This is a genomic window from Micromonospora sp. BL4 (assembly GCF_003667505.1).
In the GTDB taxonomy this organism is placed as follows: Bacteria; Actinomycetota; Actinomycetes; order Mycobacteriales; family Micromonosporaceae; genus Micromonospora.
Genome location: NZ_RCVJ01000135.1, coordinates 65,084 through 91,243, shown reverse-complemented (window position 1 = coordinate 91,243; position 26,160 = coordinate 65,084). Strand labels below are relative to the sequence as shown.

The following is a 26,160-nucleotide window of genomic DNA, read 5'->3' as shown; positions in this document are numbered from 1 at the left end:
GCGGCGGATGCGCCGGCGCGGGAATTTACCGGCGGCGCGCCACCAGCCGGCGGGCCAGCGCCGCGGCGCTGCCCCAGATGCCGCGCCGGAACAGCACCACGACGAGGACGAAGATGCCGCCGGTGACCAGGCCGATCGCCTCGAACCCGGAGAACGACAGCCAGTCCTCCAGCCGAACCACGATCCCGGCGCCGAGCACCCCGCCCCAGAGGGTGCCGATCCCGCCGAGCACCACCACGATGACCGCCTTGCCGGAGGTGGTCCAGTGCAGCACGTCCAGCGAGACGAACCGGTGGCCGACCGCGAACAGTCCGCCGCCGAGGCCGGCGATGAACCCGGAGAGCACGAACGCGGTGAGCTTGTAGCGGTGCACCGGATAGCCCAGCGCCCGCGCGCGGGCCGGATTGTCCCGGATGCCGACCAGCACCCGACCGAACGGCGAGTGCACGATCCGCCAGGCCGCGGCCAGCCCGAGCAGCACGATCGGCAGGATCGCGTAGTAGAAGTAGTAGTCGTCGGTGAGGTCCCAGCCGAACAGCGACCGGGGCACCCCCTGGAGGCCGTTCTCGCCCTGCGTCACCGAGCGCCACTCGTTGGCGACGTAATAGACCATCTGCGCGAAGGCCAACGTCACCATGGCGAAGTAGATGCCGGTCCGCTTGACCGCCAGGTAGCCGATCGGCACCGCCAGCACGGCCGCGGCCAGCGCCCCGGCCAGCACCGCCAGTGGGAACGGCAGGCCCGCGTGGATCGCCACCAACCCGGTGACGTACGCCGAGGTGCCCCAGAACGCGGCGTGCCCGAACGACATCAGCCCGGTGAAGCCGAGCAGCAGGTCCACCGCGACGGCGAACAACGCCCAGCAGAGGATGTCCACCGCGACCGCCGGATAGAGGCCGTTGGGCAGCCACGCGGCGACGGCCAGCCCGACGGCGAGCAGCGCGTACCGCACCCAGCCGGGGGCACGGGCCACGGTGACCAGCCCGGACGGCGGCGCCGCCCGGGGCGCGTCGGCCGGAGTGTCCACGGTGCTGGTCATGCCGGCGCCTCCTCACGGCCGAACAGGCCGGCCGGGCGCCAGAGCAGCACCGCGGCCATCACGATGAAGACGATCGTCTGCGACACGATCGGGAAGTTCGACAGGTACGCCTCGCCCCACGCCTGGACCAGGCCGATGCCGAAGCCGGCGGCGACCGACCCGAAGATGGACCCCAGCCCACCGATCACCACGACCGCGAAGACCACGATGATCAGGTCGGCGCCCATCAGCGGGTTGACCGCGCGCATCGGCGCGGCCAGCACACCGGCCAGCCCGGCCAGCCCGATGCCGAAGCCGAAGACCGGAGTCACCCAGCGTCCGACGTCGATACCGAACGCGCGGGTCAAATCGGGCCGCTCGGTGGACGCGCGGACCACCATGCCGATCCGGGTCCGGGTGAGCACCCACCACACGGCGACGCAGAGCAGCACCGCGAAGCCGAGGATGAACACCCGGTAGGTCGGGAAGTCGAACAACCCGAAGTTCACCGTCCCGCTCAACAGCGACGGGGTTTCGTACGGGCTGGACTGCACGCCGTAGCGCAACTTCACCAGGTCCTGAAGGATCAGCGTCAGGCCGAAGGTGAGCAGGAAGTTGTAGAGCGGGTCGAGCCTGGTCAGCCGGTGGATCACCGCGCGCTCCAGGGCCATGCCCAGCAGACCCAGCCCCACCGGCATGATCACCAGGGCCGCCCAGAACGGCACGCCCGCCTCGGTGAGCAGCACGTACGCGCCGAACGCGCCGAGCATGTAGAACGCGCCGTGGGCGAAGTTGACCACCCGCAGCATGCCGAAGATGACCGCGAGCCCGAGGGCGAGCAGGGCGTAGAACGCCCCGCTCACCAACCCGTTGAACGTGTTCTGCGCGAATCCACTCACAGCGTCACACGCTCACAGCTTGCAGTCCGCGGACGGCGCGCGGAACGCCTCCGCGGCGGGGATCGTCTTGAGCACCTTGACGTAGTCCCACGGCTCGGTCACCTCGGACTGCGGCTTCACCTGGGCCAGGTACGCGTCGTGCACCACCCGGTGGTCCTCGGCGCGGATCTTGCCGTTGCGCAGGAACACGTCCTCGACCGTCTTGCCCTCCAGGCCCTTGACGACGGCGTCCGCGTCGTCGGTGCCGGCGGCCTGCACCGCCTCCAGGTACTGCAACGCGGCGGAGTAGTTGGCCGCGTGCGCGAACGTCGGCCGGGTGCCGGCCTTCTGCTGGAACCGGTCGGCGAACTCGCGGTTCTTCGCGTCGAAGTTCCAGTACCAGGCGTCGGTGTACGTGGTGCCGGCCAGCGCGGCCGGGGTGAGCGAGTGGATGTCGGTGAGGAACATCAGCCCCACCGCCAGGCCGACGCCCTTGTCCCGCAGCTTGAACTCGTTGTACTGCTTCACCACGTTGACCAACTCCGCGCCGGCCTGCATGGTGCCCAGCACGTCCGGCTTCGGGTTCAGCGTCGGCGCCTTGAGAAGGAAGGTGGAGAAGTCGCCGCTGGTGTTCGGGAACGGCGCCCCGTCCTTGCCGACGACCTTCCCGCCGGCCGCCGTGATGGCGGTGGAGAAGCTCTTCTCCATGTCCTGACCGAAGGCGTAGTTCGGGTACAGGATGTACCAGTTCTTGCCGATCTGCTCGGTCGTGGTCTTCCCGGTGCCGTTGGCCAGCATGTACGTGTCGTAGGCGTAGTGGAAGGTGTACTTGTTGCAGCTCTTGCCGGTCAGGTCGGTGGTCGCCGCCCCGATGTTGAAGTAGAGCTTCTTCTTCTCCTTGGCCACGTCGGCGACCTTCAGCGCCGCCGACGAGGTGGGCACGTCCAGGATCAGGTCGACGCCCTTGCGGTCGTACATCTCCTGGGCCTTGGAGTTGGCCACGTCCGGCTTGTTCTGGTGGTCGGCGGTCTCCACGGTGATGTCCTTGGTCACCGCCTTGTCGCCGTACTTGGCGGTGAAGTCGGCGATGGCCATCTCCACCGCCGTGACCGAGTTCTTTCCGGACAACTCCGAGTACGCCCCGGACTGGTCGTTCAGCACGCCCAGCACGATCTTGTCGCCGGTCAGCTTCTGGTCGCCGCCCGACTGGGGCCCTCCGCCGCCACAACCGGCGACCAGCACCACCGCGGCCGACGCCGCGGCCACACCCACCGTCCTGCGCATGCCCACTCCATCCATTCCGCGCCTCATCGCGCGAGTCGTCGTCGGAAAATCAGATCCCGAGGTACGCCAGCAGCTCGCGTTCCCGCGAGCGCACCTCGGAGTTGTCCATCGCCTCGGCGACGCGTCCCTCGGCCAGCAGGTAGTGCCGGTCGGCGACGCCGGTGGCGAAGTGCAGGTTCTGTTCGACCAGCAGCACGGTCACCCCGTGCCGTTTGGCTTCCCGCAACAGGTCACCGACCTGCTGCACCAACAGTGGTGAGAGCCCCTCGGTGGGCTCGTCGCAGAGCAGCAGCCGGGCGCCCATCCGCAGCACCCGGGCCAGCGCGAGCATCTGCTGCTCACCGCCGGAGAGCATGGTGGCCGCGGAGTCGCGCCGGGTGTAGAGGGCGGGGAACGCCTCGTACACCCGCTCCAGCGACCACGGGTCCGGGCCCACCCGGGGCGGCAGGGTGAGGTTCTCGGTGACGGTCAGCGTGGCGTAGCTGCCCCGGTCGTCGGGCACCCAGCCCAACCCGAGTCGGGCCCGCCGGTGCGCCGGCAGCTTCCCGACGTCCCGACCGTCCAGCTCGACCGTGCCGCGCTGGCCGGAGTGCAGCCCCATCACGCAGCGCAGCAGGGTGGACTTGCCGGCGCCGTTGCGCCCGACCAGGGTGACCACCTCGCCGGCCGCGACCTCCAGGCTGACGTCCCGCAGCACCTGCGCCTCGCCGTACCAGGCGGACAGGTTCTCAATGCGCAGCATCAGCGGCTCCCAGGTAGGCGGTGATCACACGCTCGTCCGCGCGGACCTGCTCGTACGGGCCCTCGACGAGGACCTTGCCGGCCTGGAGCACGGTGACGGTGTCGGCGAGCCGGCCGACCACGCTCATGTTGTGTTCGACCATCACCACGGTCCGGCCCTCGCGGACCCGGCCGATCAGCTCGACGGTGCGGTCGACGTCTTCGAGGCCCATTCCGGCGGTCGGCTCGTCGAGCAGCAGCACCTTCGGGTCCAGCGCGAGGGCGATGGCCAGCTCCAGGGCCCGTTTGCGGCCGTACGCCAACGCTTCGGAGGGGGCGTCGGCCAACTCGGACAGTCCCACCATGGCGAGCAGCTCGTCGGCCCGCGCGGTGTAGCGGCCCATGAGCTTCGCCGAGCGCCAGAACCGCCAGCCCAGCCCGCTGGACGACTGGAGGGCCAGCGCGACGTGCTCCCGGGCGGACAGCTGCGGAAAGAGGCTGGTGATCTGGAACGAGCGGGCCACGCCGAGCCGGGCCACCTGCTCCGGGGGCAGTCCGGTGACGTCCCGCCCGTCCAGCTCGATCCGCCCGCCGCTGGGGCGGAGGAAGCCGGTGAGCAGGTTGAACAGGGTGGTCTTGCCGGCGCCGTTGGGGCCGACCAGCGCGTGCACACTCTCCGGCGCGACGTCGAGGTCGACGTCGTCGACCGCCCGGAAGCCCCGGAAGTCCCGGGTCAGCCCACGGGCCGACAGGAGCGCTTGCCCGGCCATCGCCTCATCCTCCGCAGGTCGCGGCGACGTCCGGTCGGTGACCGTGGTCACAGGGCCGTCGCGTGGAGGAAACCTACGGCGGGCCGCGCGAGTCGAGCCATGTCGATGGCATCCATATTCAGCCGGAAGGAGACGTGCCCAAACCCCACTCCCCGGCGTCGCCGCCTTGACCGGCCCCCCTAGGTTGATGATCCACACAGCCCAGTGGAAGGTCCCCACCCCATGCCCGTCGGCTTCACCATGGCGATCGTCTTCGCCGTCGCCCTGGCGGTCAGCGCCGTGCTGGCCCTCGTCACCCCGGCGCGGCCGCTGAAGCGGATGGCCGCCCTCGCGGCGCTCGTCTTTCTCGCCCTCACCCTGCTGGTCGGTGTCACCTCCAGCGCTCACTCGGTGCCCATCCGCTCGGTCGGCATCGTCACCAGCTTCGGCAAGCCCACCGGTGAGGTGACCGGCTCCGGCCTGAAGTGGGTCGCTCCCTGGCAGAAGGTCGGCGAGTGGGACGCCGGCCGCCAGAAGTACGACCACATCGGCGGCGACAACTGCGTACGGGTCCGTACCGGCACACTCGCCGACGCGTGCGTCGAGGTGCTCGTCGAGTGGCAGGTCAAGCCGGAGAACGCGCCGAAGCAGTTCATGGACTACAAGGGAGACTTCGACAGCTTCCGGGGCCAGCGGGTGGGCGTGCAGCTCGACAGCGCGGTCAACGACGCGTTCGCCGCGTACAACCCGCTGGAGAAGATCGACGCCCAGACCGGCGACCTCAACGTCGACCTGAAGCCCTTTGCGGCGAACATCAAGACCAGCGCGGAGACCCGGCTCGCCGCCGACGTCGACATCCTCTCGGTGACCATCACGAGGGTGAACCACGACGAGAAGACCGAGGGCAACATCAAGGCGTTCCAGGACAAGCTAGCCCAGACCCGCAACCTGGAGCAGGACCGCAAGAACGCCGAGATCTCCAAGCAGATCACCGAGACCAACGCGAAGGTCGACAAGGTGACCCGCTGCCTGGAGATCGCCGAGAAGAACGGCGCCAACCCGGGGCTCTGCATCAACCCGGGCATCGTCACCGGCAAGTGACCTGGAGCCGGCCCACCCGTAGCAGGTGCGCCGGCTCCCACGTCACGCCCCGCAGCCGTGATGCGCCCCGCGAGTGATCGTCGCGCCCGTGGGTAGATGGTCCATGTCGTCTGCGTTGCGGGAGGTGTGATGGTCAGGCGTAGAACCTTCCGTGACGCCGTGGTGCTGATCACGGGGGCGTCGAGTGGAATCGGCCGCGCGACCGCGTTGGCGTTCGCCGCCGAAGGGGCCAGGTTGGTACTCGCCTCGCGCAGCCAGGAAGCGCTCGCGGAGGTGGAACGCGACTGCCGAGCACGAGGCGGGCAGGTGCTGGTAGTGCCGACCGACATCGCAGATCCCGCGGCCGTCGAGCGGTTGGCCCGGCTGGCGGTGCAGCGGTTCGGGCAGATAGACGTCTGGGTCGAAGCGGCGGCCGTCGGCATTGCCGGGCCGCTGGGCTCTGAATCCGTGGACGAGATTCGTCGGTTGGTCAACACCAACGTGTTCGGCACCACGCTGTGCGCCCGCGCTGCAATGGCGACATTCCAGGCGCAGGGCAACGGGGTCCTCGTGCTCGTCGGGTCGTTGCTGTCACTGTTTCCGAACCCGCTGGTCCCGCTCTACTCCATGACCAAGTTCGCCATCAGAGGGCTGGCGCTGAACCTTCAGCAGGCAGTCGCCCGTCATCCTCGGATACGGGTCTGTCTCGTGTTACCGGGGCCGGTCGACACACCCTTCTTCGAGCGGGCCGCCAACCACTCGGGCCGCCAACTACGGGCCATCCCGCCCGCGTCCGCACCGGAGCGTCTCGCTGCCAAGATCCTCGCGTGCGCCCGCCGCCCACGCAGGCAGGCAACAACGGGGTTGGTCGCACACCTGGCGCTGGCCGCCCACCGACTGGCACCACGTGCCACCGAGTCGTTGGTCGCCCGGTGGAGCGCGACGTTCGTGACCAGGCCGGCCACGGCCCCACCCGGGTCGGGATCGCTGTTCGATCCACCACCAACCGGGGCGGTGCACGGCGGATATCGCCGCAGCCGGGTCCGCCGTCGGCTCGGCGAGTGGCTGGGCGTCACGCAAGCACGCAGTAACCGGCCCACCCCAGGCTGACCGCCCGGCCCGCCGACACTCACCGTGCAGGAAGGGTCTTTCCGTCCCACCGGCACCGATACGCGACCGCCGACCAACCCCTTTCGGCTCAGTCGAGGGTGACAACCCAGCGAGCGCCCTCGCCCCGCGCCAGCCGGTCGAACGCCGCGGGCGCCTCGTCCAGCGGAATCGTGCCGCTGACCAGCAGGCGCAGATCGAGTGCACCGTCGGCCAGCTCGGCGGCCAGCACCGGCACCTCCCGGTCCGGGTCGGACGAGCCGTACACCGAGGAGCGCAGCGTACGGGCCGAGTGGAAGATGTCGAGCGCGCCGAGGCTGACCATGTCGTCCTTGGCGCCCATGCCGACGACGGTCACCGCTCCCCCGCGCCGGGTGAGCCGCCAGGCAGCCCGGATGGTGGCGGCGCGCCCGACACACTCGAAGGCGTGGTCGACGCCCCGGCCCTCGGTGCGCGCCCGCACCTCCTTGGAGAGCCGGTCGTCGGCGAGCAGGAAGTCGGTGGCGCCGGCGGCGAGGGCCAGGTCCCGCTTCGCCTCGGCGACGTCGACGGCGAGGATCGTCGTGGCGCCGGCCCGGCGGGCGGCGGTGAGCACGGCGAGCCCGACCCCACCGAGCCCGACGACGGCGACAGACTCGCCGGGCGTCACCCGGGCGGTGTTACGGACCGCGCCGACGCCGGTGAGCACCGCGCAGCCGAGCAGCGCCGCCTGTTCGGCGGGCAGCCCGGCGGGGATCGGGATGACGGCGCGCTCGGGTACCACCACCGCCTCGGCGAGCGCGCCCAGGCCGAGGGTCAGGTGCAGTGGGACGCCTTCGTCGGTTTCGCCGCGTGGCACGGTCGGGCTCGTGGTGGCGGCGCACAGCCACGGCTCGCCGCGCCGGCACCACCAGCAGGCCCGGCAGGCCGGCGCCCAGTTGAGCACCACCGGCGTGCCGACGGCCAGGTCCACGCCCGGCCCGGTCTCGGCCACCACTCCGGTCGCCTCGTGCCCGAGCACCAGCGGGAACCTCGCCGCGAGGGTGCCGTTGGCCATCGACAGGTCGGAGTGGCAGACCCCGGCGGCGGTGATCGTCACCCGCACCTCGCCGGGGCCGGGAGCGGGCAGGCGTACCCGCTCGATTCGCAGCTCGGCGCCGGACCCGCGCGCGACGAGCGCGCGGACGGTGACCGGCGCGGACGACGGCTCGGTGCCGCCCGCCGGCGCGGCCACCGGCTCCCGGTCGCTCATCGCTGGATCGCCTTCAGCTCGCTGAACTCGGCGAGCCCGTGCACACCCAGCTCCCGACCCAGGCCGGACTGCTTGTAGCCGCCGAACGGGGCGAGGGGGTTGAACGGCGCGCCGTTGATGTCGACGGCGCCGGTGCGCAGCCTCCGGGCCACCGCGAGGGCCGCGTCGGTGTCGGCGGACCACACCGCGCCGGCCAGCCCGTACTTCGAGTTGTTGGCGATGGTCACCGCCTCCTCGGTGTCGGCGAACGGGAGGACGGCGAGCACCGGGCCGAAGACCTCCTCCTGGGCGAGCGCGCTGTCGGGGTGCACGTCGGCGAAGACGGTCGGGGCGACGAAGTGGCCCTGGGATGGCACCGCGGCGTCGGGACCACCGCAGACCAGCCGGGCGCCGTCGGCGAGGGCCCGGTCGACATGACCACGGACCCGCTCGGCCTGCGCGGCAGAGACCAGCGGGCCGAGCCGGGTGGCCGGGTCGAAGGGGTCGCCGAGGCGGTAGCCGGCCACCGCCGCGGCGACCAGGTCGAGCGCCTCGGCGTACCGGTCGCGGTGCACCAGCATCCGCGTCCACGCGGTGCAGGTCTGGCCGGAGTTGAGCAGGGCGTTGCCGACGCCGACCTTGACCGCGGTGGCCAGGTCGGCGTCGGGGAGGATCACGTTGGCGGACTTGCCGCCCAGCTCCAGCGCGACCCGGGCGATCCGGTCGGCGGCGAGCCGCATGATCCGGGCGCCGGTGGCGGTGGAGCCGGTGAACGAGACCAGGTCGACGTCGGGGTGCCCGACCAGGGCCTCGCCGACCACCGGGCCGGTGCCGGGGACGAGGTTGAGCACGCCCGGCGGCAGCCCGGCCTCGGTGACCGCGTCGAAGAGCAGGTACGCGGTCAGCGGGGTCAGCTCGCTGGGCTTGAGCACCACCGTGCAGCCGGCGGCCAGCGCGGGCGCCAGCTTCGCCAGCACCTGGTGCAGCGGGTAGTTCCACGGGGTGATGGCGCCGACGACGCCGATCGGCTCGCGCACGACGAGGGAGTTGCCGATGCTTTCCTCAATCGGTGGGCGGGCGGCGAGCGCGACGTGGTCACGAAGCACGGTCAGCGGCAGCCCCACGTGCACCCGGCTGGCGAGCTTGAGCGGGGCGCCCAGCTCCACGGCGATGGTGCGGGCGAGGTCATCGGCGCGCGCGGCGAGCGCGGTGTGCAGCCGGTCGAGGTGAGCGGAACGCTCGGCGGGGGCGGCGGCCGACCAGCCGGGGAAGGCGGCGCGGGCCGCGGCCACGGCCCGGTCCACATCGGCCGGGGTGCCGGCCGGCACCTGCCCGATCAGCTCACCGGTGCTCGGGGTCTCCACGGCGAGCACGTCACCGGCGGTGGGCTCGGTCCACTGGCCGGCGATGTGCAGGTGGCGCCGGAGGCGCAGGGCGTCGGGCAGTAGCTGCGACGGCGCGGCGGCGAGGTCCATGTCGTCCCTTCGGGGGTGGGCGATGGGCGATGAAACTAGCGCTGGGAGTTTCGACGCTACCCGCTGGACCGGGCGGACTCCACCGGGTCGAGGGGGCCGACGGTGCGGGCGTACTCGGCGGCCAGGCCGTGCAGCAGGGCGTCGAGGCCGAGCGCGAACGCGCCCTCGTCCACGCTCTGCTGGTGCTCGGCGAGCCGGTGCGCCTGGCGCAGGTGCGGGTAGTGCGCGGCGTACAGCTCGGGGTCCTCGACGAAGCCGCGCGCGAACGACCCGAGCGCCGACCCGGCCACGAAGTAACGCAGCGCGGCGCCGATGTGGGTGGCCCGGGCCGGCGGCCAACCTGCGCGCACGAGGCCGCCGTAGACCGCGTCGGCCATGGCCAGCGCGGCCGGTCGACGCCCCGGCCCCTGGGCCAGGTACGGCACGATGTTCGGGTGGGCGGTGAGCGCCCGCCGGTAGGACCAGGCCCAGTCGCGCAGGGCGGCGGCCCAGTCGCGGCTGGCGAAGCCGCTGGTGTCGACGGCTGCGGTGACCGTGTCGGCGACCGCGTCCAGGATCTCGTCCTTGGTGGCGAAGTGGTTGTAGAGCGAGGGACCCCGCACACCCAGCTCGGCGGCGAGCCGCCGGGTGGAGAACGCCGGCAGGCCCTCGGCGTCGATCACCGCGGTGGCGGTCTCGACGATGAGCTGCCGGGTGAGCCGGGGCTGGCGTGGTCGGGGCACTGCGCTCCTCGCGGGTCTCGACCGTGGGGTCTGGACGCGACAAAACTTACACCGCTAGTTTAAGGGTGACCGGCAGCACCGACGCCAGGAGGACCACCGTGGACTTTTCGCTGACCGACGAGGAGCGGGCGGTGCGGGACACCGTCCGGTCGTTCATCCGCCGCGAGGTGATGCCGCTGGAGGCGGAGGTGCTCCGCCGGGAGCGGGCGCACCAGCCGGGTCTGGACCACTCCGAGGTGCGCGAGCTGCAACTCAAGGCGCGCAAGTTCGGCTTCTGGGGTCTGGCCACCCCGGAGGAGTACGGCGGGATGGACCTGCCGGCCGTGCTCCAGTCGTTGATCTGGACCGAGCTGGGCCACACGTTCGTGCCGTTCCGCTTCGGCGGCGAGGCGGACAACATCCTGTTCCACGCCACCGAGGAGCAGAAGCGGGAGTTCCTCATCCCGACCATCGAGGGCGAGCGGCGCTCCTGCTTCGCGATCACCGAGCCGGGCGCCGGCTCGGACGCGGCGAACATCCGGCTGTCGGCCCGCCGCGACGGCGACGACTGGATCCTCGACGGCGAGAAGACGTTCATCACCGGTGGCAACGACGCCGACTTCGCCATCGTGGTGGCCGTGACCGACCGGGAGAAGGGCGCCCGCAACGGCGGCGCCACCGCGTTCCTGGTCGACCGGTCGATGGGTTGGCGCTCGGAGTTCATCCAGACCATGGGCGAGGGCGGGCCCGCGTCGCTGATCTTCGACAACGTACGCGTGCCGCACCGCAACATCCTCGGCGAGATCGGGCAGGGCTTCACCCTCGGCATGGAGTGGATCGGCAAGGGCCGCTACACCATCCCGTCGCACGCCATCGGCATCGCCGAGCGGGTCCTGCAGATGGCCATCGACCACGCCAACACCCGGGAGACGTTCGGCTCGAAGATCGGCACCAACCAGGCCATCCAGTGGATGATCGCCGACTCGGAGACCGAGCTGGAGGCGGCCCGCTGGCTCGTGTTGAAGTCGGCGTGGACGGTCGACCAGGGCATGGATCCCCGGCACGCCTCGTCGATGGGCAAGCTCTACGGCGCCGGCATGGTCAACCGGGTGGTCGACCGGGTGCTCCAGATCCACGGCGGCATGGGCTACACCCGTGAGCTGCCCATCGAGCGCTGGTACCGGCAGGTCCGGCTCTACCGGATCTTCGAGGGCACCGACGAGATGCAGCGCCTGATCATCTCGCGGGACCTGCTGCGCGGGTACACGAAGATCGGCGGTCACCTGGCCTGAGACACAGTGTCCGCCTCCTGACTGAGGTGCAACGGGACAGGGCCGCCGATCGTGTTTCCGGCACAACCCGCCCGCACAGCCAGAGGGGGATGCGCATGTTCCTACGATCCAGAGCCGCTGCGATGGCGATGGTCGTCGCCACGATCGGCACTGTCGCCATCTCGGTCGCACCAGCGTCCGCCAGCGTGAGCCAGGGGTACATCGCCGGCTCGGGCACCTGGACCGACGACTGGGGCGACGAGGGCCCCATCTCCGCGTCGACGCGCTCGTACAGCAACGTGGTCGCCATGTGGCAGACGATTCTGAAGGCCGACGGCTACCTCGCCGCGTCCGGCGTCGACTGCCGCTTCGGGCCGGCGACGACGGCCGCCACCAAGCGGTGGCAACTGGACCGAGGTCTGGTCAGCGACGGCGTCGTCGGTCCTAAGACCTTCGCCAAGGCAGCCACCCGCCTCCGCCTCTTCGAGGGCGAGAGATGGTTCTACTACGACGGGCTCGGCACCAACTTCGCCTACTTCGGCCGGCGCGCGGACGGCAGGTGGGACATCCCTGAGGGGCCCGACCTGGAGTGGGGAATGCTCTCCTACACCTCCGCGAACCTGAGCGTCTGTTCCTGACCACCACGGCGATCGCGGGCCGGCCGTGACCCCGCAGGGCACGGCCGGCCGGTCCGGCTCACCGGCGCTTCGGTGGGCCGCCCGTTGGCGGGCTCAGCCGGCCAACGCCGTGAGGGCGTCGTCCACGTCGGCCTCGGTGGAATAGACGTGGAAGGAGGCCCGGACCCGCCCGGCGCGCACCGCCGCCCGGATGCCGGCCGCCGCCAGTCGCCGCTCCGCGTCGGGCACGTCGACGGTGACGATGGCGCTCTCCCCCGGCGGCCGGCCCAGCCCGGTCAGGAACCGGTTGGCCAGCGCCACGTCGTGCGCCTGGATCGCCGGCACGCCGATCTCGGCGACCAGCTCCAGGGCGGGCGCCGCGCCCACCCAGCTGAACCAGGCCGGTGAGATGTCGAACCGGCGGGCGTCGTCGGCCAGCCGCAGCGGCGGGCCGTAGTAGGAGGCGTGCGGGTCGCGGCCCGCGTACCAGCCGGCCGCGTCCGGACGCAGCTGGTCGCGCAACGACGGGGCCAGATAGGCGTACGCGCAGCCACGCGGGCCCATCACCCACTTGTAGCCGCTCACCACGACCACGTCGGCCAGGCTCCCGTCGAACGGCAGCCAGCCGCACGCCTGGCTCGCGTCCACCACGACCAGCGCGCCGTGTGCGCGGGCCGAGGCCACGATCTCGTCGTACGCAGCGACGGCGCCGTCGGCCGACTGCACCAGGCTGAACGCGACCAGGTCGGTGTCGGCGTCGATCGCGTCGACCAGCTTGTCGGCGGGCACGGTGCGCACCGTGATGCCCCGCTCGGCCTGCACCAGCCAGGGGAAGAGGTTCGAGGTGAACTCGACCTCGGGGACCACCACCGTCGACCCCGCCGGCAGCGCCGCCGCGACCGGCGCCAGCATCTGCGAGGCGGTGGCGCCGACCGCCACGTCCTCGCCTGGCACCCCGATCAGGCCGGCGAACGCGTTCCGCGCCCGGTTCACCGAGTCGCCCCAGCCCTCCCAGGACGTGCGACCGACCCGCCAGTCGGCCAGCGCCGCCTGCATCGCCGTCCAGGCCGGCTCGGGTGGCAAGCCGTAGGAGGCGGTGTTCAACCAGCCGGGCTCCGGCTGCCAGAGCTTCTGTGCCTGCTCGATCTCCATGACTCCGACGCTAGGCCGGACGGTCGGGGATGGGCACGACCAATCGGCGACCGGCGGCCTGCCGCGCATGGACGAGTCACCTGCCGGCCGCGCGCGGGCGGGCTGGTCCCTGACGAGCGTGATGACTCAGAGGTATAAATATGACTCTCAGGTATACCGCTCACGAGCATCCTGCCGGCCGAGCCCGACACGATCGACACTGCCCGACACCACCGGCCCGCCCGAGCGACTCGTCACGACTTCCCGCCTCGACTGGACGCGTCACCACCCCCGGGCGGGCGGACCCGGGCGAGGCTGTCGGCGAGGCCGGCGAGCCACCGGTCGACCTCCACCAGATGCCGGATCGAGGACCGGGAGCCGACCTCGCCCAGCAACGGGCGGACGCGGTCGAGTTCGTCGACGCAGTTGGTGGGCACGGGCACCGGGCTCGACGACCGGCCGTGCGCGACCTCGTCGGCGAGGTCGTCGTACCCCGATCGCAGTTGACCTGCGGAGTCGCGCAGCAACGCCGCCGCCGCGGGCCAACCGGCGAGACAGCCGGGTGGGTTGCGTCGCAGCAGCGACTCGGCGGCGGGCACCGCGCGGTGCCCGGTGGCCAGGACGGCCTCCCAGTCCACGCCCCGGCTCGGCGGATCGGGCCGCTCCGAGTGGTACTGGCAGTAGGACGAGTCGACCAGGGTCGTGCTCCTGCGGACCCGGTCGAGCGCACGATCGGGTGGGGGGCCGCCGAGCACCGCCTGGACGGTCTGCTCCACCACGTCCGCGCAGGCCGCGAGGTAGCGGGCGGCGTTGCGCCGCAGGTCACGGCTCGCGCCGTGCGGCCACATCGCCACTCCGGCGAGCACACCGATCACGGCGCCGAGCACGACGTCGACCAGGCGGGCCGCGGCGAGTCGCCATCCTTCGGGGGCGAGCTGGGCGAAGACGAACGTCAGCAGCACCGTGAACAACGCCTGCTGCCAGACCGGCCCCAACAGGCGACCGACGCCGAAGGCCAGCATCAGCGTGAACGGCAACGCGACGGCGTAGACGATCGGCTCCTGAATGACGAGCATCAGCCCACCACTGACGACGGCGCCGACGATCGTGCCCAGCACGGCGGGCCGCAGCTCCGTGCGGGTGTTCGCCGCCGAGGTGCGCAGGACGGTGAGGGTCGCCAGGAGCACCCAGAAGCCGTGGGTGAGCTGCAACAGCCCGGCGGCCACCCGGGCGACGGCCAGCGCCACAGCCAGCCGCAGCGAGCTGTGCAGGTGGGCGGAGCGGGGCGCCAGGTGGGCGCGGAACTGCCGCCAGTACAGCGTCCATGGGCCGTGCCGCGCGTACTCGAACAGCCCCGAGTAGGCATCCTCGCCGTCGAGCCGCGACCCGTTGGCCACCCGGGTACCGACGGCGAGGACACGCACCTGGGCGGCGAGGGCCAGCGCGGTCGCGTCCCGGCACAACCGGGGCACGTCCGGCGCGGCGCGGGCGTCGCCCTCTCCAACGGGGTACGCCGCCTCGGCCCGCCCGACCGCGACGTCCAGGCCGCCGAGGTCGACCGGCGGCCCGCCCGGCGACAGGCTCCGGCCGGCGGCACGGGTCGTGTCGGCGCACGAGCGCAGCAACCGCACCGCCGCCAGGTCCGGGATCGGCTCCGGCGGCGCGTCCGCCGCCAACCGGTCCGCCTCGGCGAGCACCTCCCGCAACGCCGCCGCGCAGATTCGCAACGCGCGGTCCTGAGCGCCCGCCGCGGTGGGCGCCCACGCCGGAGGATTGCGGCTCAAGGCGAGCGCGGCCACCGCGTCGTACGCGCGCTCGCGCCGCGTGTCCCGACCACCGGTCGGGTGGGTCAGCGCGTCCGCCGTGTCGTCGAGGAACGTCCCGACGCCGTCCGCCGCCTCGGCGAGTCGCTGCCGGTAGGTGACCGGCACCGGATCGGGCCAGAGGACCACCTCGGCCACGGCGAGCAGGACGACGGCGAGCGTGACCCCACCCAGGCGCTCCGGCAGGGTGTCCGGCTCGTACGGCGGGAAGGACGCCAGGATGTAGAAGAGCTGGAACGCGCTGGCCAGCCCCACCAGGCGCGAGTTGGCGACACCGGCGAACGCCACGACGAACCCGATGACCAGCATTCCGCCGGCCGCCGCCCAGGTGCTCCACGCCAGCAGGGTGCCCGCGGCGATCAGCGCCCAGACGGCCGGCAGCGACGTGACGAGGATCCGCGCCCGCTGGGGCGCCGGACCGGGCAGCTGCGCGAACGACCCGGCGGCGACGACGCCGAACAGGCCGTACGTGGCGAGCATCGGACTGTCCGCGCCGTAGCGGCAGGCGTAGAAGACAGCGGAGGCGACGAGGGTCAGCCGTGCCGCACGCCGCAGGACGACATCCCCAGGGTCACGGCCGCGAAGCCGGCCCAGGAGGCTGGTTCCGAGCACGCCTGCTCCCCCGGGTCCGTCGCAGCACCCTCCCCGGTCCACCATTCTTCACCGAGAGGTCCGGTGGCGGCGGGTTTCGCGCCGAACAGCCCGCGGTCACCAGCCGGTAGCGTTCGGCAACCAACTGTCGAGGGCGTCGGGTATGACAGGAACGTACTCGGCGATCATTACCTGCCCAATTTTGCTATGAATATCGAATGGATTCGAGTTCTCCGGAGATCTGGGACGCGTGGGTCCCGGTCCGCCCGGAGCCCTCGCCGGGCAGCCGGACCGGGCCGGTCCTGGGGGTGAGCGTCCTGTGCCTGCTGGCAATGCTGACCGCCTGTACGTCCCCACGCGATTCGCGCCAACCGCCCGGGCCGCCTGTCGGAGGCGCCGCGACGCGTGACAACGGTGTCGAGCCACCGTGCACGCCGTCGGTGGAGGCGATGCCGGAACTACCGCCGGGTTATCGATTAGTGGGAGAAGACGTAGCCGTGCCGGACAGGGCGATGCTGTCGGTCGCGGAATCCGGAGAGGCCGATCCAGCGGCTCGGCTATTCGCCAAATGGGGGCTCGTCATCCGCGCCGGCGCGGTCGTCGACCTTCAGGTGGCACCGGGGTGGGAAGACGACGCGCGGATCGGGTGGGGTGCGCCCACCACGCCCGCGGCGACCGCCCAGGTGCACGCCTGCGCGCCGAACGATGGACGAGCCAAGTGGATGGCCTTCGTCGGTGGCACGTGGGTCGCGAATTCGACCTGCCTACCGCTCATCGTCCGGTCGAGTGGGGGGCAGGACCGCGTCAACCTCGGTATCGGTCGCCCCTGCGACGAGACCAACACGCCGTAACCCCAGGCAGTCTGACGCCATCGGCGAACGCCAAAGCGGCAACGACCACGACGCTCCAGAGCCGTGGAGCGCACTCTGGCAGGATGCTCCGGTGCGCTTCACCCCTCACCTCGTGACGTCCTTTCGGATGCCGTCGAACGCCCCTCGCGTACCCGATATGGCCAGCACCGCCGACACGCCCGCCGTCCAGCGGTGGCCGCATCGCCGGCTCGTCGTGATCCGCCGGGACGACGCGCTGTCGGCATACGACCTCGACCGGCTCCTCGCCGGTGACGCCACCCCCGCCGCGCGGTTTCCGGCGCCATGGCCACGTCGGGCAGGCGGGGTGGATGCCGTGAGCCCCACTCTCGATCTGGCGGTCTTCAGCGGTCAGCACGCGCTGCACGCGGTTGACCGGACCGGCGCGCTGCGCTGGAGCGTGCGGCACGCGTGCTGGGGCTCCTCCTGCACGTCGCTGCACGAGTCCTACGAGGAGTACGCGGACACCGACGAGCACCGCTACCCCGATCAGGGCTCGTGCTCCATCAGTGCGGACGGCTCGACGGTGTGGGCGCACGTACGCACCCCTCTGCCCGACGACGCGGAGCCGGAGTACGACGAGGAGTGGCTCGTCATCGACGCCACCGACGGTCGCGTCCTGGGACGGGCCTCGACCGGCACCGCAGCCGCCGGCTCCCACCACGTTCCCCACCCCGACCCTGGCCAGATGGGCATCAGCATCGGCGAAGGCCAGGACGGTGTCCCGCTGCGGTGGGGCCGGTGGGACGGCGCCCAACTCACCGTCACCTCGATCGGGGACGACGACCGTTCCCTCATCGACGTCAGCCCCTCCGGAAAATTGTTGCTCACGGTCGCCCACCATCAGGGAGATCTGGCGATTCATCGGCTTCCCGACGGAGCGGTGCTGCACGAGGTCGCCGCCGACCAGCTTCAGCCACACCGGCAGCCGCCGTCGGATACGGCGGAGGAGCCCTACTGGGACTACCTGTGCGGCTTCGTCGACGAGCACACGGTGATCGCGAGCGCCGACGAGAACGACGAGGAGTACGGTCGCCCGCAGCATTGGCTCGTCGACGCGTCGCAGGGTGACGTGCTCGGTCAGGTCGAGTACCCGATGCCCATTTCGGAGAGCCCGATGGCGCTCGGCGACGGCACCTGGCTCACCTGCGGCGAGGACCCCTTCCAGCTCCTGCTGTGGAGTCTTCCCCCGGTGGATCGCGTCTCGTCTACCGCGACCAGCCACTCAGCCGTGCTGGAGTGACCGCTTCGGTGTGAACTCTCGGCGAGCTGCCGTTGGGTAGTCGAGGGCTGATGTAGGTGGTCTACTCGTGTTGCCAATCGGGGGGAACACCGTGCCACCGCGTTACCGCTATGAGCAGATTGCCGACGACCTCGCCGAACGCATCGCGTCAGGCGAGTTCCAGCCTGGCTCCAAGCTGCCCAGTCGCCGAGAGTTGATCGAGCACTACGGGGTCACCGAGCCGGTGATCGACCGAGCCATGCAGGTGCTACGGATCAAGGGGATGACGGAGACCCTGCCGGGAGTGGGAGTCTTCGTCGCCGAGTAGCGACCACGCAATCTGGCGAGAAGCGAGGTAACTCCACGGCCACCCGCCTACCCAAGGTTTGCCTCCTCCACCAGCAACATTCGGCACCAGTCACAGCGGCTGGCCTCAGCTCCCGTCGGCTTCCGTGGCTGGTAGGTCGAGATAGGCCAGCAGCCGCAGCGCCCCGGCAAGGTGTTGCAGGTCGTGCCAGAGCACCGGCACGTCGTCCGCCGGACGGCGCAGCAGCCTACGCAGCTCCGCGATGTCGTCGCTGCTCTGCCCGACGTCGATCCCCTGTGCCGGGTCCTCCCTCACCTCAAACGCGGTCCTCAGGTCGACGTCCCAGTAGGCGTCGACACCGACGCTCGACAGATCGATTCCCGGCCCGAACCGCTCTTCCACCGCGTCCAGCAGCATTGCGCACGCCTCGCGCAGGTCCTGGACCCTCAGCATGTCCGTCACGGTCACCACCCTCCCGATAGCGCCCGCGCACGACAACCGCGATTGCTGCGCATGTCTGCCGTACGACAGCAGAATGGCCACCTCCCATCTCCGGGAAGTGGCCCTTAACCTGCCTGGGCACCATTAGGACCAAATCAACGACTTTCCTGCCGGGAGTCGCGCCTGCGCTCGGCAAACGCGACCCCCGGGAGGTTCCTGATCGCAGGTCAGGCCGACACCCCGGCCGGTGTGGCCGCCTCGTCGGCAGCTCGCCGTGACTCCGACTTGTCCTCGTCGTCGTGCTCGTCGAGCATGGTCGCCTCGTCGAACGGGTCGTCGCCGCGCAGCACTCCCACCGCGCGATCCCGGTCGAACTCCCCGGTCCAGGTCCCCACCAGCACCGTCGCCACCGCGTTGCCGGCGAAGTTCGTGAGCGCCCGAGCCTCTGACATGAAACGGTCGATGCCCACGATCAGCCCGACCCCGTCCACCAGGTCGGGCCGGTGCGACTGGAGCCCACCGGCCAGCGTCGCTAGCCCGGCGCCGGTGACCCCAGCGGCACCCTTGGACGCGATGATCATGAAGAGCAGCAGCGACACCTGCTCGCCGATCGACAGCGGCTTGCCCAGCGCGTCGGCGATGAACAGCGACGCCATCGTCAGGTAGATCGCCGTGCCGTCCAGGTTGAACGAGTACCCCGTGGGCACCGTGATGCCGACGACCGGCTTGCTCACCCCGAAGTGCTCCATCTTGGCGATCAGGCGCGGCAGCGCCGACTCCGACGAGGAGGTCGACAGGATCAGCAGGAACTCCCGTCCGAGGTACCGCAGCAGCGAGAAGATCGAGATCCGGGCGATGAACCAGAGCAGCGCTCCGAGGATCACCAGCACGAAGATCAGGCAGGTCGCGTAGAAGCCGACCATGATCTGCGCGAGGCTCTTGAGCGCGTCCACACCGGTCGCGCCGACCACGGCGGCCATGGCCCCGAACGCGCCGATCGGCGCCAGCCACATGATCATGGCGAGCACCTTGAAGACCACCCGCTGGATGACGCCGATGGCGCTCAGCACGGGCTCGCCGCGCCGGCCCATGGCCTGTACGGCGAAGCCGACCAGGAGCGCGACCAGGAGCGTCTGGAGCACCTCCCCCTCGGTGAGCGCGGAGAGCAGCGTGGTCGGGATGATCCCGAGCAGGAAGTCCGCCGTCCCGCCGGCTTCGTCGCCCGCGGCGGCCTTGCCCGCGCCGGCGAGGTCCTGGCCCAGGTCCAGCCCGGAACCGGGGTGGATGAGGTTGCCGACGACCAGGCCGATGGCGAGCGCGACGGTCGACATGGTCAGGAAGTAGCCGAGGGCCAGGCCGCCGACCTTGCCGACCTTGGCGGCCTGCCGGACGGAGCCGACGCCCAGCACGATGGTGCAGAAGATGACCGGGCTGATCATCATCTTGATCAGGTTGACGAAACCGGTGCCGATCGGCTTGAGTTCCTTGCCGAAATCGGGGGCGACCAGCCCGACCACGATGCCGGCCAGCACGGCGACGATGACGGCCAGGTAGAGGTAACGGGTACGGTCCCGGCGGGCCGGCGGCGCCGGTGTGGTGGTGGATGCGGTGGAGTCCATGTCGACAATGTGAAGCGCGTCTCACCCGTTGACAGCCTTGCGGTCATTCTGTTCACCGCGAAAGCCACAACGACCGGCACGACGAGGAGGTGGTGGAGGTGGCCCGGCGCCAGTGGAGCATCGCGGGGCAGCTGTTCGCCCTCCAGGCGGTGGTGGTGACGCTGCTCGTGCTGGCCGGCGCGGCGGGCGCCTTCTGGTTGGCCCGCAGCGACGCCCGGCAGGCGGCACAGGAGGAGGTGCTCGCGGTGGCGCAGACCGTGGCCCGCTCCCCCGACGTCCGCGCGGCCCTCGCGACCGCCGACCCGGCCAGCATCCTCCAGCCGTACGCCGAATCGACCCGGCTGGCCACGGGCACCGACTTCGTGGTGGTGATGGCCCCCGATCGCACCCGCTTCTCGCACCCGACCCGGGAGCTGATCGGCCAGCCGTTCGTCGGGGAGATCGGGCCGGCGCTCGCCGGCCAACCGTTCACCGTCACCAACGTCGGCACGCTCGGCGAGTCGGTGCGCGCGGTCGTTCCGGTGTACGACGACCAGCGCCGGATCGTCGGCCTGGTCTCGGTGGGCATCACCACCTCGGCGATCAACCGCAAGCTGCTCGGCCAGCTGCCGGTGCTGCTGGGCTTCGCCGCGCCGGCGCTCGCCCTCGCGGCGACCGGCTCCTGGCTGCTGAGCCGCCGGCTGCGGCGGCAGACGCACGGCCTCGGGCCGGCGCAGATGACCCGGATGTACGAGTACTACGACGCCGTCCTGCACTCGGTGCGTGAGGGCCTCGTCGTGTTGACCACCGACCGCCGGGTGGCGCTGATCAACGACGAGGGTCGCCGGCTGTTGGGGCTCGACGCGGACGCGCCGGTGATCGACCAGCCGGTGGCCGGCATCGACCTGCCACCGGCGGTGGCGGAGCTGCTCGGCTCCGGGCGGGACGCCCTCGACGAGCCGGTCGTGGCCGGTGACCGGGTGCTGGTGGCCAACCAGCGGATCACCCGCTTCGAGGGCGCCGTGCTCGGCACGGTGCTGACCCTGCGCGACCAGACCGAGCTGCGCAGCCTGGCCAGCGAACTGGACTCCGTACGCGCGCTGACCGAGGCGTTGCAGGCGCAGACCCACGAGTCGGCCAACCGGCTGCACACCGTACTGACCCTGGTGGAGCTGGGCCGCCCCGACGAGGCGGTGCGGCTCGGCACCCGGGACCTCGCGCTGGCTCAGCAGCTCACCGACCGGGTGGTCGGCGCGGTGACCGAGCCGGCGCTGGCCGCGCTGCTGCTCGGCAAGTCGGCGCAGGCCAGCGAGCGCGGGGTGGACCTGGTGATTGAACCGGACTGCCGGCTCGACGACAGCCCGCTGCCGACCAACGACCTGCTCACCGTGGTCGGCAACCTGATCGACAACGCCCTCGAAGCGGTGGCCGGTACGCCGGCGCCCCGCCGCGTGCGGGTCTTCGTCGGCGCGGTCGACGACGAACTGGTGGTCCGGGTCGCCGACAGCGGCCCCGGGCTGGCTCCGGACCGGGTGCAGGACGCGTTCCGACGCGGCTGGTCCACCAAGAGCAACGGCCGTGGGCTCGGCCTGGCCCTGATCGGGCAGGTGATCCACCGGCACGGCGGCCGGTCCGAGGTGGGCCGCTCCGACGACGGTGGCAGCCTGTTCACCGTCCGGTTGCCGGTCGTCCGGGCGCGCCGATGACCGACATCCGCGTGCTGGTCGTCGAGGACGAGCCGCTGTTGGCGGAGGCGCACAGCGCGTACGCCGAACGGGTTCCCGGTTTTGTGGTGGTCGGGGTGGCGCACACCGCGCGGTCGGCGATGGCGGCGCTGCGCGCCAACGACGGCGGCGACGTGGACCTCGTACTCCTTGATTTTCGGCTGCCCGACCTGCACGGCCTGGACGTCTGCCGGGCGCTGCGCGCGGCCGGCAGCAGCGTCGACGTGCTCGCGGTGACCTCGGCGCGGGACCTGGCGGTGGTGCGCACCGCGGTCTCCCTCGGCGTGACCCACTACCTGCTCAAGCCGTTCACCTTCGCCGCGTTCCGCGACAAGCTGGAGCGGTACGCCGACTACCGCGCCCAGGCGCTCGCCGACGGTGAGGTGGCCGCCCAGCACGAGGTGGACCAGATGTTCGCCACCCTGCGCGGCACCGCCGGGCACAGCCTCCCCAAGGGGCTAGACGCGCAGACCCTCGATCGGGTACGCGCCGCGCTGGCAGACGGGACCGGCGCGCAGGCGGGGCTGTCCGCGACCGAGGTGAGCGCGGCGACCGGCATCTCCCGGGTGACCGCCCGCCGCTACCTGGAATACCTGGTGACCGTCGACCGGGCCGCCCGCAGCCCCCGCTACGGCACCCCCGGCCGCCCCGAGGTCGAGTACCGGCCCAGGTAGGCGAGCGGTAGTTCCGCGCGATCACCCACCCGCAACCCCTTGGCGCTGGTGGCCAGGGTCAGTTGACGAGGTCCGTGGGGACTTCCAGGTCCGCACCCGCAGACGCATAGAGATCTGCTACTGCATTGAGATCGTCGCTGGCGCAGACGGCAGCGACCGTGTCCATGAGCGCGTCGTAGTCGGCCCCGGTCTCGCCCCGGTAGGACGCGTCCATTCGCCCCCACTCATCCCACGGAAGCATCTCCAGCTTGTTCAAGGCGGCGAGATCCCGAATCGCATTGCCTCGGATCTCCCCAGGCCCCCAGTTCTCGGTCCCGTACACGCCGAAATGCGCAGCGTCGATATGGCCAGCCCGGAAGGCAGCCCACGCCTCACCGCCGGTCAGGAAGTCTCCGGCCGCTAGGTCTTCCGGTCTCGCAACGATGGAATCGTTCACGATCTCGGGATCGATTCGCACCCAGCGACCGTCGGCATCGTGCCAGTATTCGGTGATCCAGTGGTCCACACCTCGCCCAGGCTGGAAGTACGTCGCGAAGCCACAGCGGGCACGGGCTGGGATCTCGCGATGACGCAACAGGGCACAGCTCAGCACGGCGAAGTGACGGCAGGTGCCGATCACTCGCCGTTCGGGCTCCCGCGCCACAGTCAACGGGGCCGGGTCCAGGGACAGTAGGGCGTCGATGAGCCTGGCGGCGGGTCGAAGTTGATTCTCGGAAAACCGCTCGGCCGGCAGGCACAGGTCCTTCGCGGCGCTCGGCTGGATCACCAGGTTTGGCACCAGTCGACAGATATCGACAGGGTCACTCGGAAGGTGTGCGAGTGCGGACGGGCGAACCCGGGCAAGTGTCGTCAGTTGACCACCCGTGACGTAATTGATCGCCGTCGCCATGGCCGCCATCGTAGACACCGAGTCCGACACCGCCGTGCGACTGCCACTCCGCGCGCTTGCGGGGAAGGAGATGGGCAGCGCCGTCACGATACCGAACAGGGGTCAGGCGATCTGACGGAGGTCATCGCCGTAGTCGAAAATGATCCGCATGCGAGCCCCGAGCGCCCGCGCATAGCGGCTCAGCGTTGCGACTTCGTTGGCCTCCAGATCACCGTTCTCGATCTGGCTGACTCGACCGGGCGTGACACCCATCAGCTCGGCCACCTGCCGCTGGGTCAGGCCAAGCCGCTTCCGCTCCTCGGCAAGATGGAACGCGCTGATCCACGCCTCGGTGCGAGCACGTTCTGCGTCGAGCGCTTCATCGTCCCCGTCGTGCAGCTCAGCCCGGATGTCGTTCCAGTCATGGAAGTCGCTCATCAGCCCTCCCTCCTCTTCCTCTCAACAGCAATCCAGCCCTCGTACGCAATCTCGGCGACCGGAATCGCCTTCTCGTACCATCCACTCCAATCTCTTGCCTTGTTGCCTGCTACCAGCAGCACGGCCTGGGACCAGGGATCGAAGACGAACAGCACCCTAACGGCGACGTCCCTTCCAGATCGTGGTCGGAGTTCCTTGAGGTTGCTGATGCTCGAACCTCTGAGGGTGTCGACCAGTGGGCGCCCCAGGCCCGGGCCGGTCTCCGCCAGCATGTCGATCGCTACGTTGACCGATCGGTACGTCACCGGGTCAGCCTGGCGAAGAGAGCGCAACCAATCACGGAGATCCGTTGTCGTCCTGATCGCCCAGCGACGTGGCGGGTCATGAGACATAGGAGAACTATAGCTCCGCCTATACCCGACGTCCTCGTCCCGTTGTCGTTGGGCGCGCCTCCTCCACTCCGGGGCAGCCCGGGAACCCGGTGGCGGGATGAAGATCCGTTGTTAGACTGGGCCCGCTGGGTTAGCGGTACGACCAGGGAGACCAGACATGGCGGGTGACGACGACATCTCCGGGTGAGACCGGATGTGTTCGGCCATCGGTTCGGCGCGCGTAGGCGCAGCTGCCGTGGCCATGACGTCGTTCCACTGGTCCCGTTTGTCGTCGGGCGCGCTCGAACGCGCCCAGCCCACTCACTGAGGTCACTCGCATGTCTGACGCTTTCATCGTCTGCTCGAACCTGTCCTTCTCCTGGCCGGACGACACCCCGGTCTTCTCGGAGCTGTCCTTCACCGTTCCCGGCGGTCGCACCGGCCTGGTCGCCCCCAACGGCGCCGGCAAGAGCACCCTGCTGCGGCTGATCGCCGGCGAGCTACGGCCCAGCGGCGGCAGCGTCACCGTCGACGGCCTGCTCGGTTACCTTCCGCAGACCCTGCCGCTGGCCGGCGACCTGACCGTGGCCGAGGTGCTCGGCGTCGCCCAGCGGATCGCGGCCCTGCACGCCATCGAGGCCGGTGACGCCAGCGAGGAACACTTCGCCACGATCGGCGACGACTGGGACATTGAGGAGCGCACCCGCGCCGAGATGGATCGGCTCGGCCTGGGTGACGTGTCGCTCGACCGCCGCCTGCACACGCTCAGCGGCGGCCAGGTGGTCTCCCTCGGCCTGGCGGCGCAGCTGCTCCGACGCCCGGACGTGCTACTGCTCGACGAGCCGACCAACAACCTGGACCTGGAGGCACGGCACAAGCTCTACGACGTCCTCACGGACTGGCCCGGGTGCCTGCTGCTGGTCAGCCACGACCGGGAGCTGCTGGACCGGATGGACCGCATCGCCGAGCTGGAACGCGGCGAGATCCACTGGTACGGGGGCAACTTCACCGCGTACACCGAGGCGGTGCAGGCGGCGCGGGAGGTGGCCGAGAGCAACCTGCGCAACGCCGAGCAGGAGGTCAAGCGGGAGAAGCGGGAAATGCAGCAGGCCCGGGAGCGCGCCGACCGGCGGGCCAGCAACGCGTCCAAGAACCTGAAGAACGCCGGCCTGGCCCGGATCGTTGCCGGCGGCCTCAAGCGCAGCGCGCAGGAGTCGGCGGGCAGGGCTCAGGAGACACACTCCAACCGGCTCGGCCAGGCCAAGTCCCGACTCGACGAGGCCGGCCGGGCACTCCGCGAGGAGGACAAGATCACCGTCGACCTGCCGGACACGACCGTCCCGGGCGGGCGGACGGTCTTCTCCGGTCACGGTATGCGGGCCCGCTTCGACGACCGGGAGCTGTTCGCCGGCGACGGCGCCGACCTGGTGATCCGGGGGCCGGAACGGATCGCGCTCACCGGGGCGAACGGCGTCGGCAAGTCGACCCTGCTGCGCCTGGTCAACGGTGACCTCGAACCGGCCGGCGGCGAGCTGAAGCGTGGCGACGGGCGGATCGCGTACCTGTCGCAGCGGCTGGACCTGCTGGACCTCGACCGTACGGTGGCGGAGAACTTCGCCGCGTACGCGCCGAGCCTGCCCGACGCCAAGCGGATGAACCTGCTCGCCCGGTTCCTGTTCCGGGGCTCGCGCGTGAACCTGCCCGTCGGGGTGCTCTCCGGCGGCGAACGGCTGCGCGCCACCCTGGCCTGCGTGCTCTGCGCCGAACCGGCACCGCAACTGCTGCTGCTCGACGAGCCGACCAACAACCTGGACCTGGTCAGCGTCGGGCAGCTGGAGAGCGCGCTGAGCGCGTACCAGGGAGCGTTCGTGGTGGTGAGCCACGACGAGCGGTTCCTCGCCGAGATCGGCGTGCAGCGCTGGCTGCGGCTGGCCGACGGTCAGCTGCGGGAGATCGCGGCCCCCGACCGGGGCTGAGCCCGGCGGCGTCCCGC

At 70.9% G+C, this 26,160-nt stretch carries 25 protein-coding genes; 10 read left to right on the top strand and 15 right to left on the bottom strand.

Translation table 11 applies throughout. The features are described from left to right. Positions 1-25 precede the first annotated feature (25 nt). Genes EAD89_RS16185 through EAD89_RS16165 form a run of 5 tightly spaced genes read right to left on the bottom strand, consistent with a single transcriptional unit; the run spans position 26 to position 4,670 of the window. Complete coding sequence (locus EAD89_RS16185; protein WP_121676299.1) at positions 26-1,039, bottom strand: branched-chain amino acid ABC transporter permease; 1,014 nt, start codon at positions 1,037-1,039, stop codon at positions 26-28. Then, positions 1,036-1,917, bottom strand: a complete 882-nt coding sequence (locus EAD89_RS16180) for a branched-chain amino acid ABC transporter permease (RefSeq protein WP_121654462.1) — start codon at positions 1,915-1,917, stop codon at positions 1,036-1,038. Before EAD89_RS16180 ends, EAD89_RS16185 begins: the two co-directional genes overlap by 4 nt. A gap of 12 nt (positions 1,918-1,929) precedes the next feature. Beyond that, on the bottom strand, positions 1,930-3,180 hold the full coding sequence (locus tag EAD89_RS16175; protein ID WP_199723396.1) for an ABC transporter substrate-binding protein: 1,251 nt from the start codon (positions 3,178-3,180) through the stop codon (positions 1,930-1,932). A gap of 49 nt (positions 3,181-3,229) precedes the next feature. Next, positions 3,230-3,922, bottom strand: coding sequence for an ABC transporter ATP-binding protein (locus tag EAD89_RS16170; protein ID WP_089016639.1), 693 nt, complete (start codon positions 3,920-3,922; stop codon positions 3,230-3,232). Beyond that, positions 3,909-4,670 (bottom strand): ABC transporter ATP-binding protein, encoded by a 762-nt coding sequence (locus EAD89_RS16165; RefSeq protein ID WP_121654464.1) that lies wholly within the window; start codon positions 4,668-4,670, stop codon positions 3,909-3,911. The genes EAD89_RS16170 and EAD89_RS16165 overlap by 14 nt, the downstream gene beginning before the upstream one ends. 222 nt (positions 4,671-4,892) lie before the next feature. On the opposite strand from EAD89_RS16165, the gene EAD89_RS16160 reads away from it, so the two are divergent. Together EAD89_RS16160 and EAD89_RS16155 are read left to right on the top strand one after the other, a co-directional pair. Then, complete coding sequence (locus tag EAD89_RS16160; RefSeq protein ID WP_121654465.1) at positions 4,893-5,750, top strand: SPFH domain-containing protein; 858 nt, start codon at positions 4,893-4,895, stop codon at positions 5,748-5,750. A 159-nt stretch (positions 5,751-5,909) separates the two neighbouring features. After that, positions 5,910-6,839, top strand: a complete 930-nt coding sequence (locus tag EAD89_RS16155) for an SDR family NAD(P)-dependent oxidoreductase (RefSeq protein ID WP_233578736.1) — start codon at positions 5,910-5,912, stop codon at positions 6,837-6,839. Between the two features lie 88 nt (positions 6,840-6,927). Here the strand turns inward: EAD89_RS16155 and EAD89_RS16150 are convergent, their stop codons facing one another. From EAD89_RS16150 to EAD89_RS16140, 3 genes are read right to left on the bottom strand one after another with little or no spacing between them, the layout of a single operon-like run. Further along, positions 6,928-8,067 (bottom strand): alcohol dehydrogenase catalytic domain-containing protein, encoded by a 1,140-nt coding sequence (locus tag EAD89_RS16150; RefSeq protein WP_233578734.1) that lies wholly within the window; start codon positions 8,065-8,067, stop codon positions 6,928-6,930. Further along, positions 8,064-9,521 carry an aldehyde dehydrogenase family protein gene (locus EAD89_RS16145; RefSeq protein WP_121676297.1) on the bottom strand — a complete coding sequence of 486 codons (1,458 nt, stop codon included), beginning with the start codon at positions 9,519-9,521 and terminating at the stop codon, positions 8,064-8,066. The genes EAD89_RS16150 and EAD89_RS16145 overlap by 4 nt, the downstream gene beginning before the upstream one ends. Before the next feature lie 56 nt (positions 9,522-9,577). Further along, positions 9,578-10,243 carry a TetR/AcrR family transcriptional regulator C-terminal domain-containing protein gene (locus tag EAD89_RS16140; RefSeq protein WP_121654467.1) on the bottom strand — a complete coding sequence of 222 codons (666 nt, stop codon included), beginning with the start codon at positions 10,241-10,243 and terminating at the stop codon, positions 9,578-9,580. Between the two features lie 98 nt (positions 10,244-10,341). Here EAD89_RS16140 and EAD89_RS16135 point away from each other — a divergent pair, with 98 nt between their 5' ends. Together EAD89_RS16135 and EAD89_RS16130 are read left to right on the top strand one after the other, a co-directional pair. Next, entirely contained in the window at positions 10,342-11,514 is a 1,173-nt protein-coding gene (locus tag EAD89_RS16135) for an acyl-CoA dehydrogenase family protein (protein ID WP_121676309.1), read from the top strand. Between the two features lie 122 nt (positions 11,515-11,636). Further along, positions 11,637-12,131, top strand: coding sequence for a peptidoglycan-binding protein (locus EAD89_RS16130; protein WP_158610744.1), 495 nt, complete (start codon positions 11,637-11,639; stop codon positions 12,129-12,131). A gap of 93 nt (positions 12,132-12,224) precedes the next feature. Here the strand turns inward: EAD89_RS16130 and EAD89_RS16125 are convergent, their stop codons facing one another. Beyond that, complete coding sequence (locus EAD89_RS16125) at positions 12,225-13,262, bottom strand: aminotransferase class V-fold PLP-dependent enzyme (RefSeq protein ID WP_121676295.1); 1,038 nt, start codon at positions 13,260-13,262, stop codon at positions 12,225-12,227. Positions 13,263-13,495: 233 nt separating this feature from the next. Then, on the bottom strand, positions 13,496-15,676 hold the full coding sequence (locus tag EAD89_RS16120; RefSeq protein ID WP_121676294.1) for an FUSC family protein: 2,181 nt from the start codon (positions 15,674-15,676) through the stop codon (positions 13,496-13,498). Positions 15,677-16,152: 476 nt separating this feature from the next. Between EAD89_RS16120 and EAD89_RS30490 the strand changes: the two genes are divergently transcribed. The 3 genes from EAD89_RS30490 (at position 16,153) to EAD89_RS16105 (ending at position 18,074) form a co-directional block, all read left to right on the top strand. Beyond that, positions 16,153-16,506, top strand: coding sequence for a hypothetical protein (locus EAD89_RS30490; RefSeq protein ID WP_121676293.1), 354 nt, complete (start codon positions 16,153-16,155; stop codon positions 16,504-16,506). 334 nt (positions 16,507-16,840) lie between these two features. Next, complete coding sequence (locus tag EAD89_RS16110; RefSeq protein ID WP_199733525.1) at positions 16,841-17,767, top strand: hypothetical protein; 927 nt, start codon at positions 16,841-16,843, stop codon at positions 17,765-17,767. Between the two features lie 91 nt (positions 17,768-17,858). After that, complete coding sequence (locus EAD89_RS16105) at positions 17,859-18,074, top strand: GntR family transcriptional regulator (protein WP_233578732.1); 216 nt, start codon at positions 17,859-17,861, stop codon at positions 18,072-18,074. Between the two features lie 105 nt (positions 18,075-18,179). On the opposite strand, the gene EAD89_RS16100 is transcribed toward EAD89_RS16105, so the two are convergent. Both EAD89_RS16100 and EAD89_RS16095 read right to left on the bottom strand, forming a co-directional pair. After that, positions 18,180-18,596, bottom strand: a complete 417-nt coding sequence (locus tag EAD89_RS16100) for a hypothetical protein (RefSeq protein WP_233578728.1) — start codon at positions 18,594-18,596, stop codon at positions 18,180-18,182. A 125-nt stretch (positions 18,597-18,721) separates the two neighbouring features. After that, positions 18,722-20,113, bottom strand: a complete 1,392-nt coding sequence (locus EAD89_RS16095) for a cation:dicarboxylase symporter family transporter (protein WP_121676291.1) — start codon at positions 20,111-20,113, stop codon at positions 18,722-18,724. 98 nt (positions 20,114-20,211) lie between these two features. On the opposite strand from EAD89_RS16095, the gene EAD89_RS16090 reads away from it, so the two are divergent. Beyond that, positions 20,212-21,798, top strand: a complete 1,587-nt coding sequence (locus EAD89_RS16090) for a sensor histidine kinase (RefSeq protein WP_121676306.1) — start codon at positions 20,212-20,214, stop codon at positions 21,796-21,798. Then, positions 21,795-22,490 (top strand): response regulator, encoded by a 696-nt coding sequence (locus tag EAD89_RS16085; protein WP_121676290.1) that lies wholly within the window; start codon positions 21,795-21,797, stop codon positions 22,488-22,490. Before EAD89_RS16090 ends, EAD89_RS16085 begins: the two co-directional genes overlap by 4 nt. A gap of 58 nt (positions 22,491-22,548) precedes the next feature. On the opposite strand, the gene EAD89_RS16080 is transcribed toward EAD89_RS16085, so the two are convergent. The 3 genes from EAD89_RS16080 to EAD89_RS16070 all read right to left on the bottom strand — a co-directional run bounded on the left by EAD89_RS16080 (position 22,549) and on the right by EAD89_RS16070 (position 24,188). Continuing rightward, positions 22,549-23,379: a transglutaminase-like domain-containing protein gene (locus EAD89_RS16080; protein WP_121654508.1), complete on the bottom strand. Its 831-nt coding sequence runs from the start codon at positions 23,377-23,379 to the stop codon at positions 22,549-22,551. Positions 23,380-23,481: 102 nt separating this feature from the next. After that, positions 23,482-23,796 carry a transcriptional regulator gene (locus EAD89_RS16075; protein ID WP_121654474.1) on the bottom strand — a complete coding sequence of 105 codons (315 nt, stop codon included), beginning with the start codon at positions 23,794-23,796 and terminating at the stop codon, positions 23,482-23,484. After that, positions 23,796-24,188: a type II toxin-antitoxin system RelE/ParE family toxin gene (locus EAD89_RS16070; protein WP_121676289.1), complete on the bottom strand. Its 393-nt coding sequence runs from the start codon at positions 24,186-24,188 to the stop codon at positions 23,796-23,798. Before EAD89_RS16070 ends, EAD89_RS16075 begins: the two co-directional genes overlap by 1 nt. A gap of 317 nt (positions 24,189-24,505) precedes the next feature. On the opposite strand from EAD89_RS16070, the gene abc-f reads away from it, so the two are divergent. Beyond that, positions 24,506-26,143, top strand: coding sequence for a ribosomal protection-like ABC-F family protein (gene abc-f, locus EAD89_RS16065; RefSeq protein ID WP_121676288.1), 1,638 nt, complete (start codon positions 24,506-24,508; stop codon positions 26,141-26,143). The last annotated feature ends 17 nt before the right edge of the window (positions 26,144-26,160 follow it).

Coding starts and splice junctions, on each gene's coding strand:
- EAD89_RS16185 (WP_121676299.1), bottom strand. CDS start 1,039: ATGACCAGCACCGTGGACACTCCGGCCGACGCGCCCCGGGCGGCGCCG.
- EAD89_RS16175 (WP_199723396.1), bottom strand. CDS start 3,180: ATGCGCAGGACGGTGGGTGTGGCCGCGGCGTCGGCCGCGGTGGTGCTG.
- EAD89_RS16170 (WP_089016639.1), bottom strand. CDS start 3,922: ATGCTGCGCATTGAGAACCTGTCCGCCTGGTACGGCGAGGCGCAGGTG.
- EAD89_RS16165 (WP_121654464.1), bottom strand. CDS start 4,670: ATGGCCGGGCAAGCGCTCCTGTCGGCCCGTGGGCTGACCCGGGACTTC.
- EAD89_RS16160 (WP_121654465.1), top strand. CDS start 4,893: ATGCCCGTCGGCTTCACCATGGCGATCGTCTTCGCCGTCGCCCTGGCG.
- EAD89_RS16150 (WP_233578734.1), bottom strand. CDS start 8,067: ATGAGCGACCGGGAGCCGGTGGCCGCGCCGGCGGGCGGCACCGAGCCG.
- EAD89_RS16145 (WP_121676297.1), bottom strand. CDS start 9,521: ATGGACCTCGCCGCCGCGCCGTCGCAGCTACTGCCCGACGCCCTGCGC.
- EAD89_RS16130 (WP_158610744.1), top strand. CDS start 11,637: ATGGCGATGGTCGTCGCCACGATCGGCACTGTCGCCATCTCGGTCGCA.
- EAD89_RS16125 (WP_121676295.1), bottom strand. CDS start 13,262: ATGGAGATCGAGCAGGCACAGAAGCTCTGGCAGCCGGAGCCCGGCTGG.
- EAD89_RS16095 (WP_121676291.1), bottom strand. CDS start 20,113: ATGGACTCCACCGCATCCACCACCACACCGGCGCCGCCGGCCCGCCGG.
- EAD89_RS16085 (WP_121676290.1), top strand. CDS start 21,795: ATGACCGACATCCGCGTGCTGGTCGTCGAGGACGAGCCGCTGTTGGCG.
- EAD89_RS16080 (WP_121654508.1), bottom strand. CDS start 23,379: ATGGCGACGGCGATCAATTACGTCACGGGTGGTCAACTGACGACACTT.
- EAD89_RS16075 (WP_121654474.1), bottom strand. CDS start 23,796: ATGAGCGACTTCCATGACTGGAACGACATCCGGGCTGAGCTGCACGAC.
- EAD89_RS16070 (WP_121676289.1), bottom strand. CDS start 24,188: ATGTCTCATGACCCGCCACGTCGCTGGGCGATCAGGACGACAACGGAT.
- abc-f (WP_121676288.1), top strand. CDS start 24,506: ATGTCTGACGCTTTCATCGTCTGCTCGAACCTGTCCTTCTCCTGGCCG.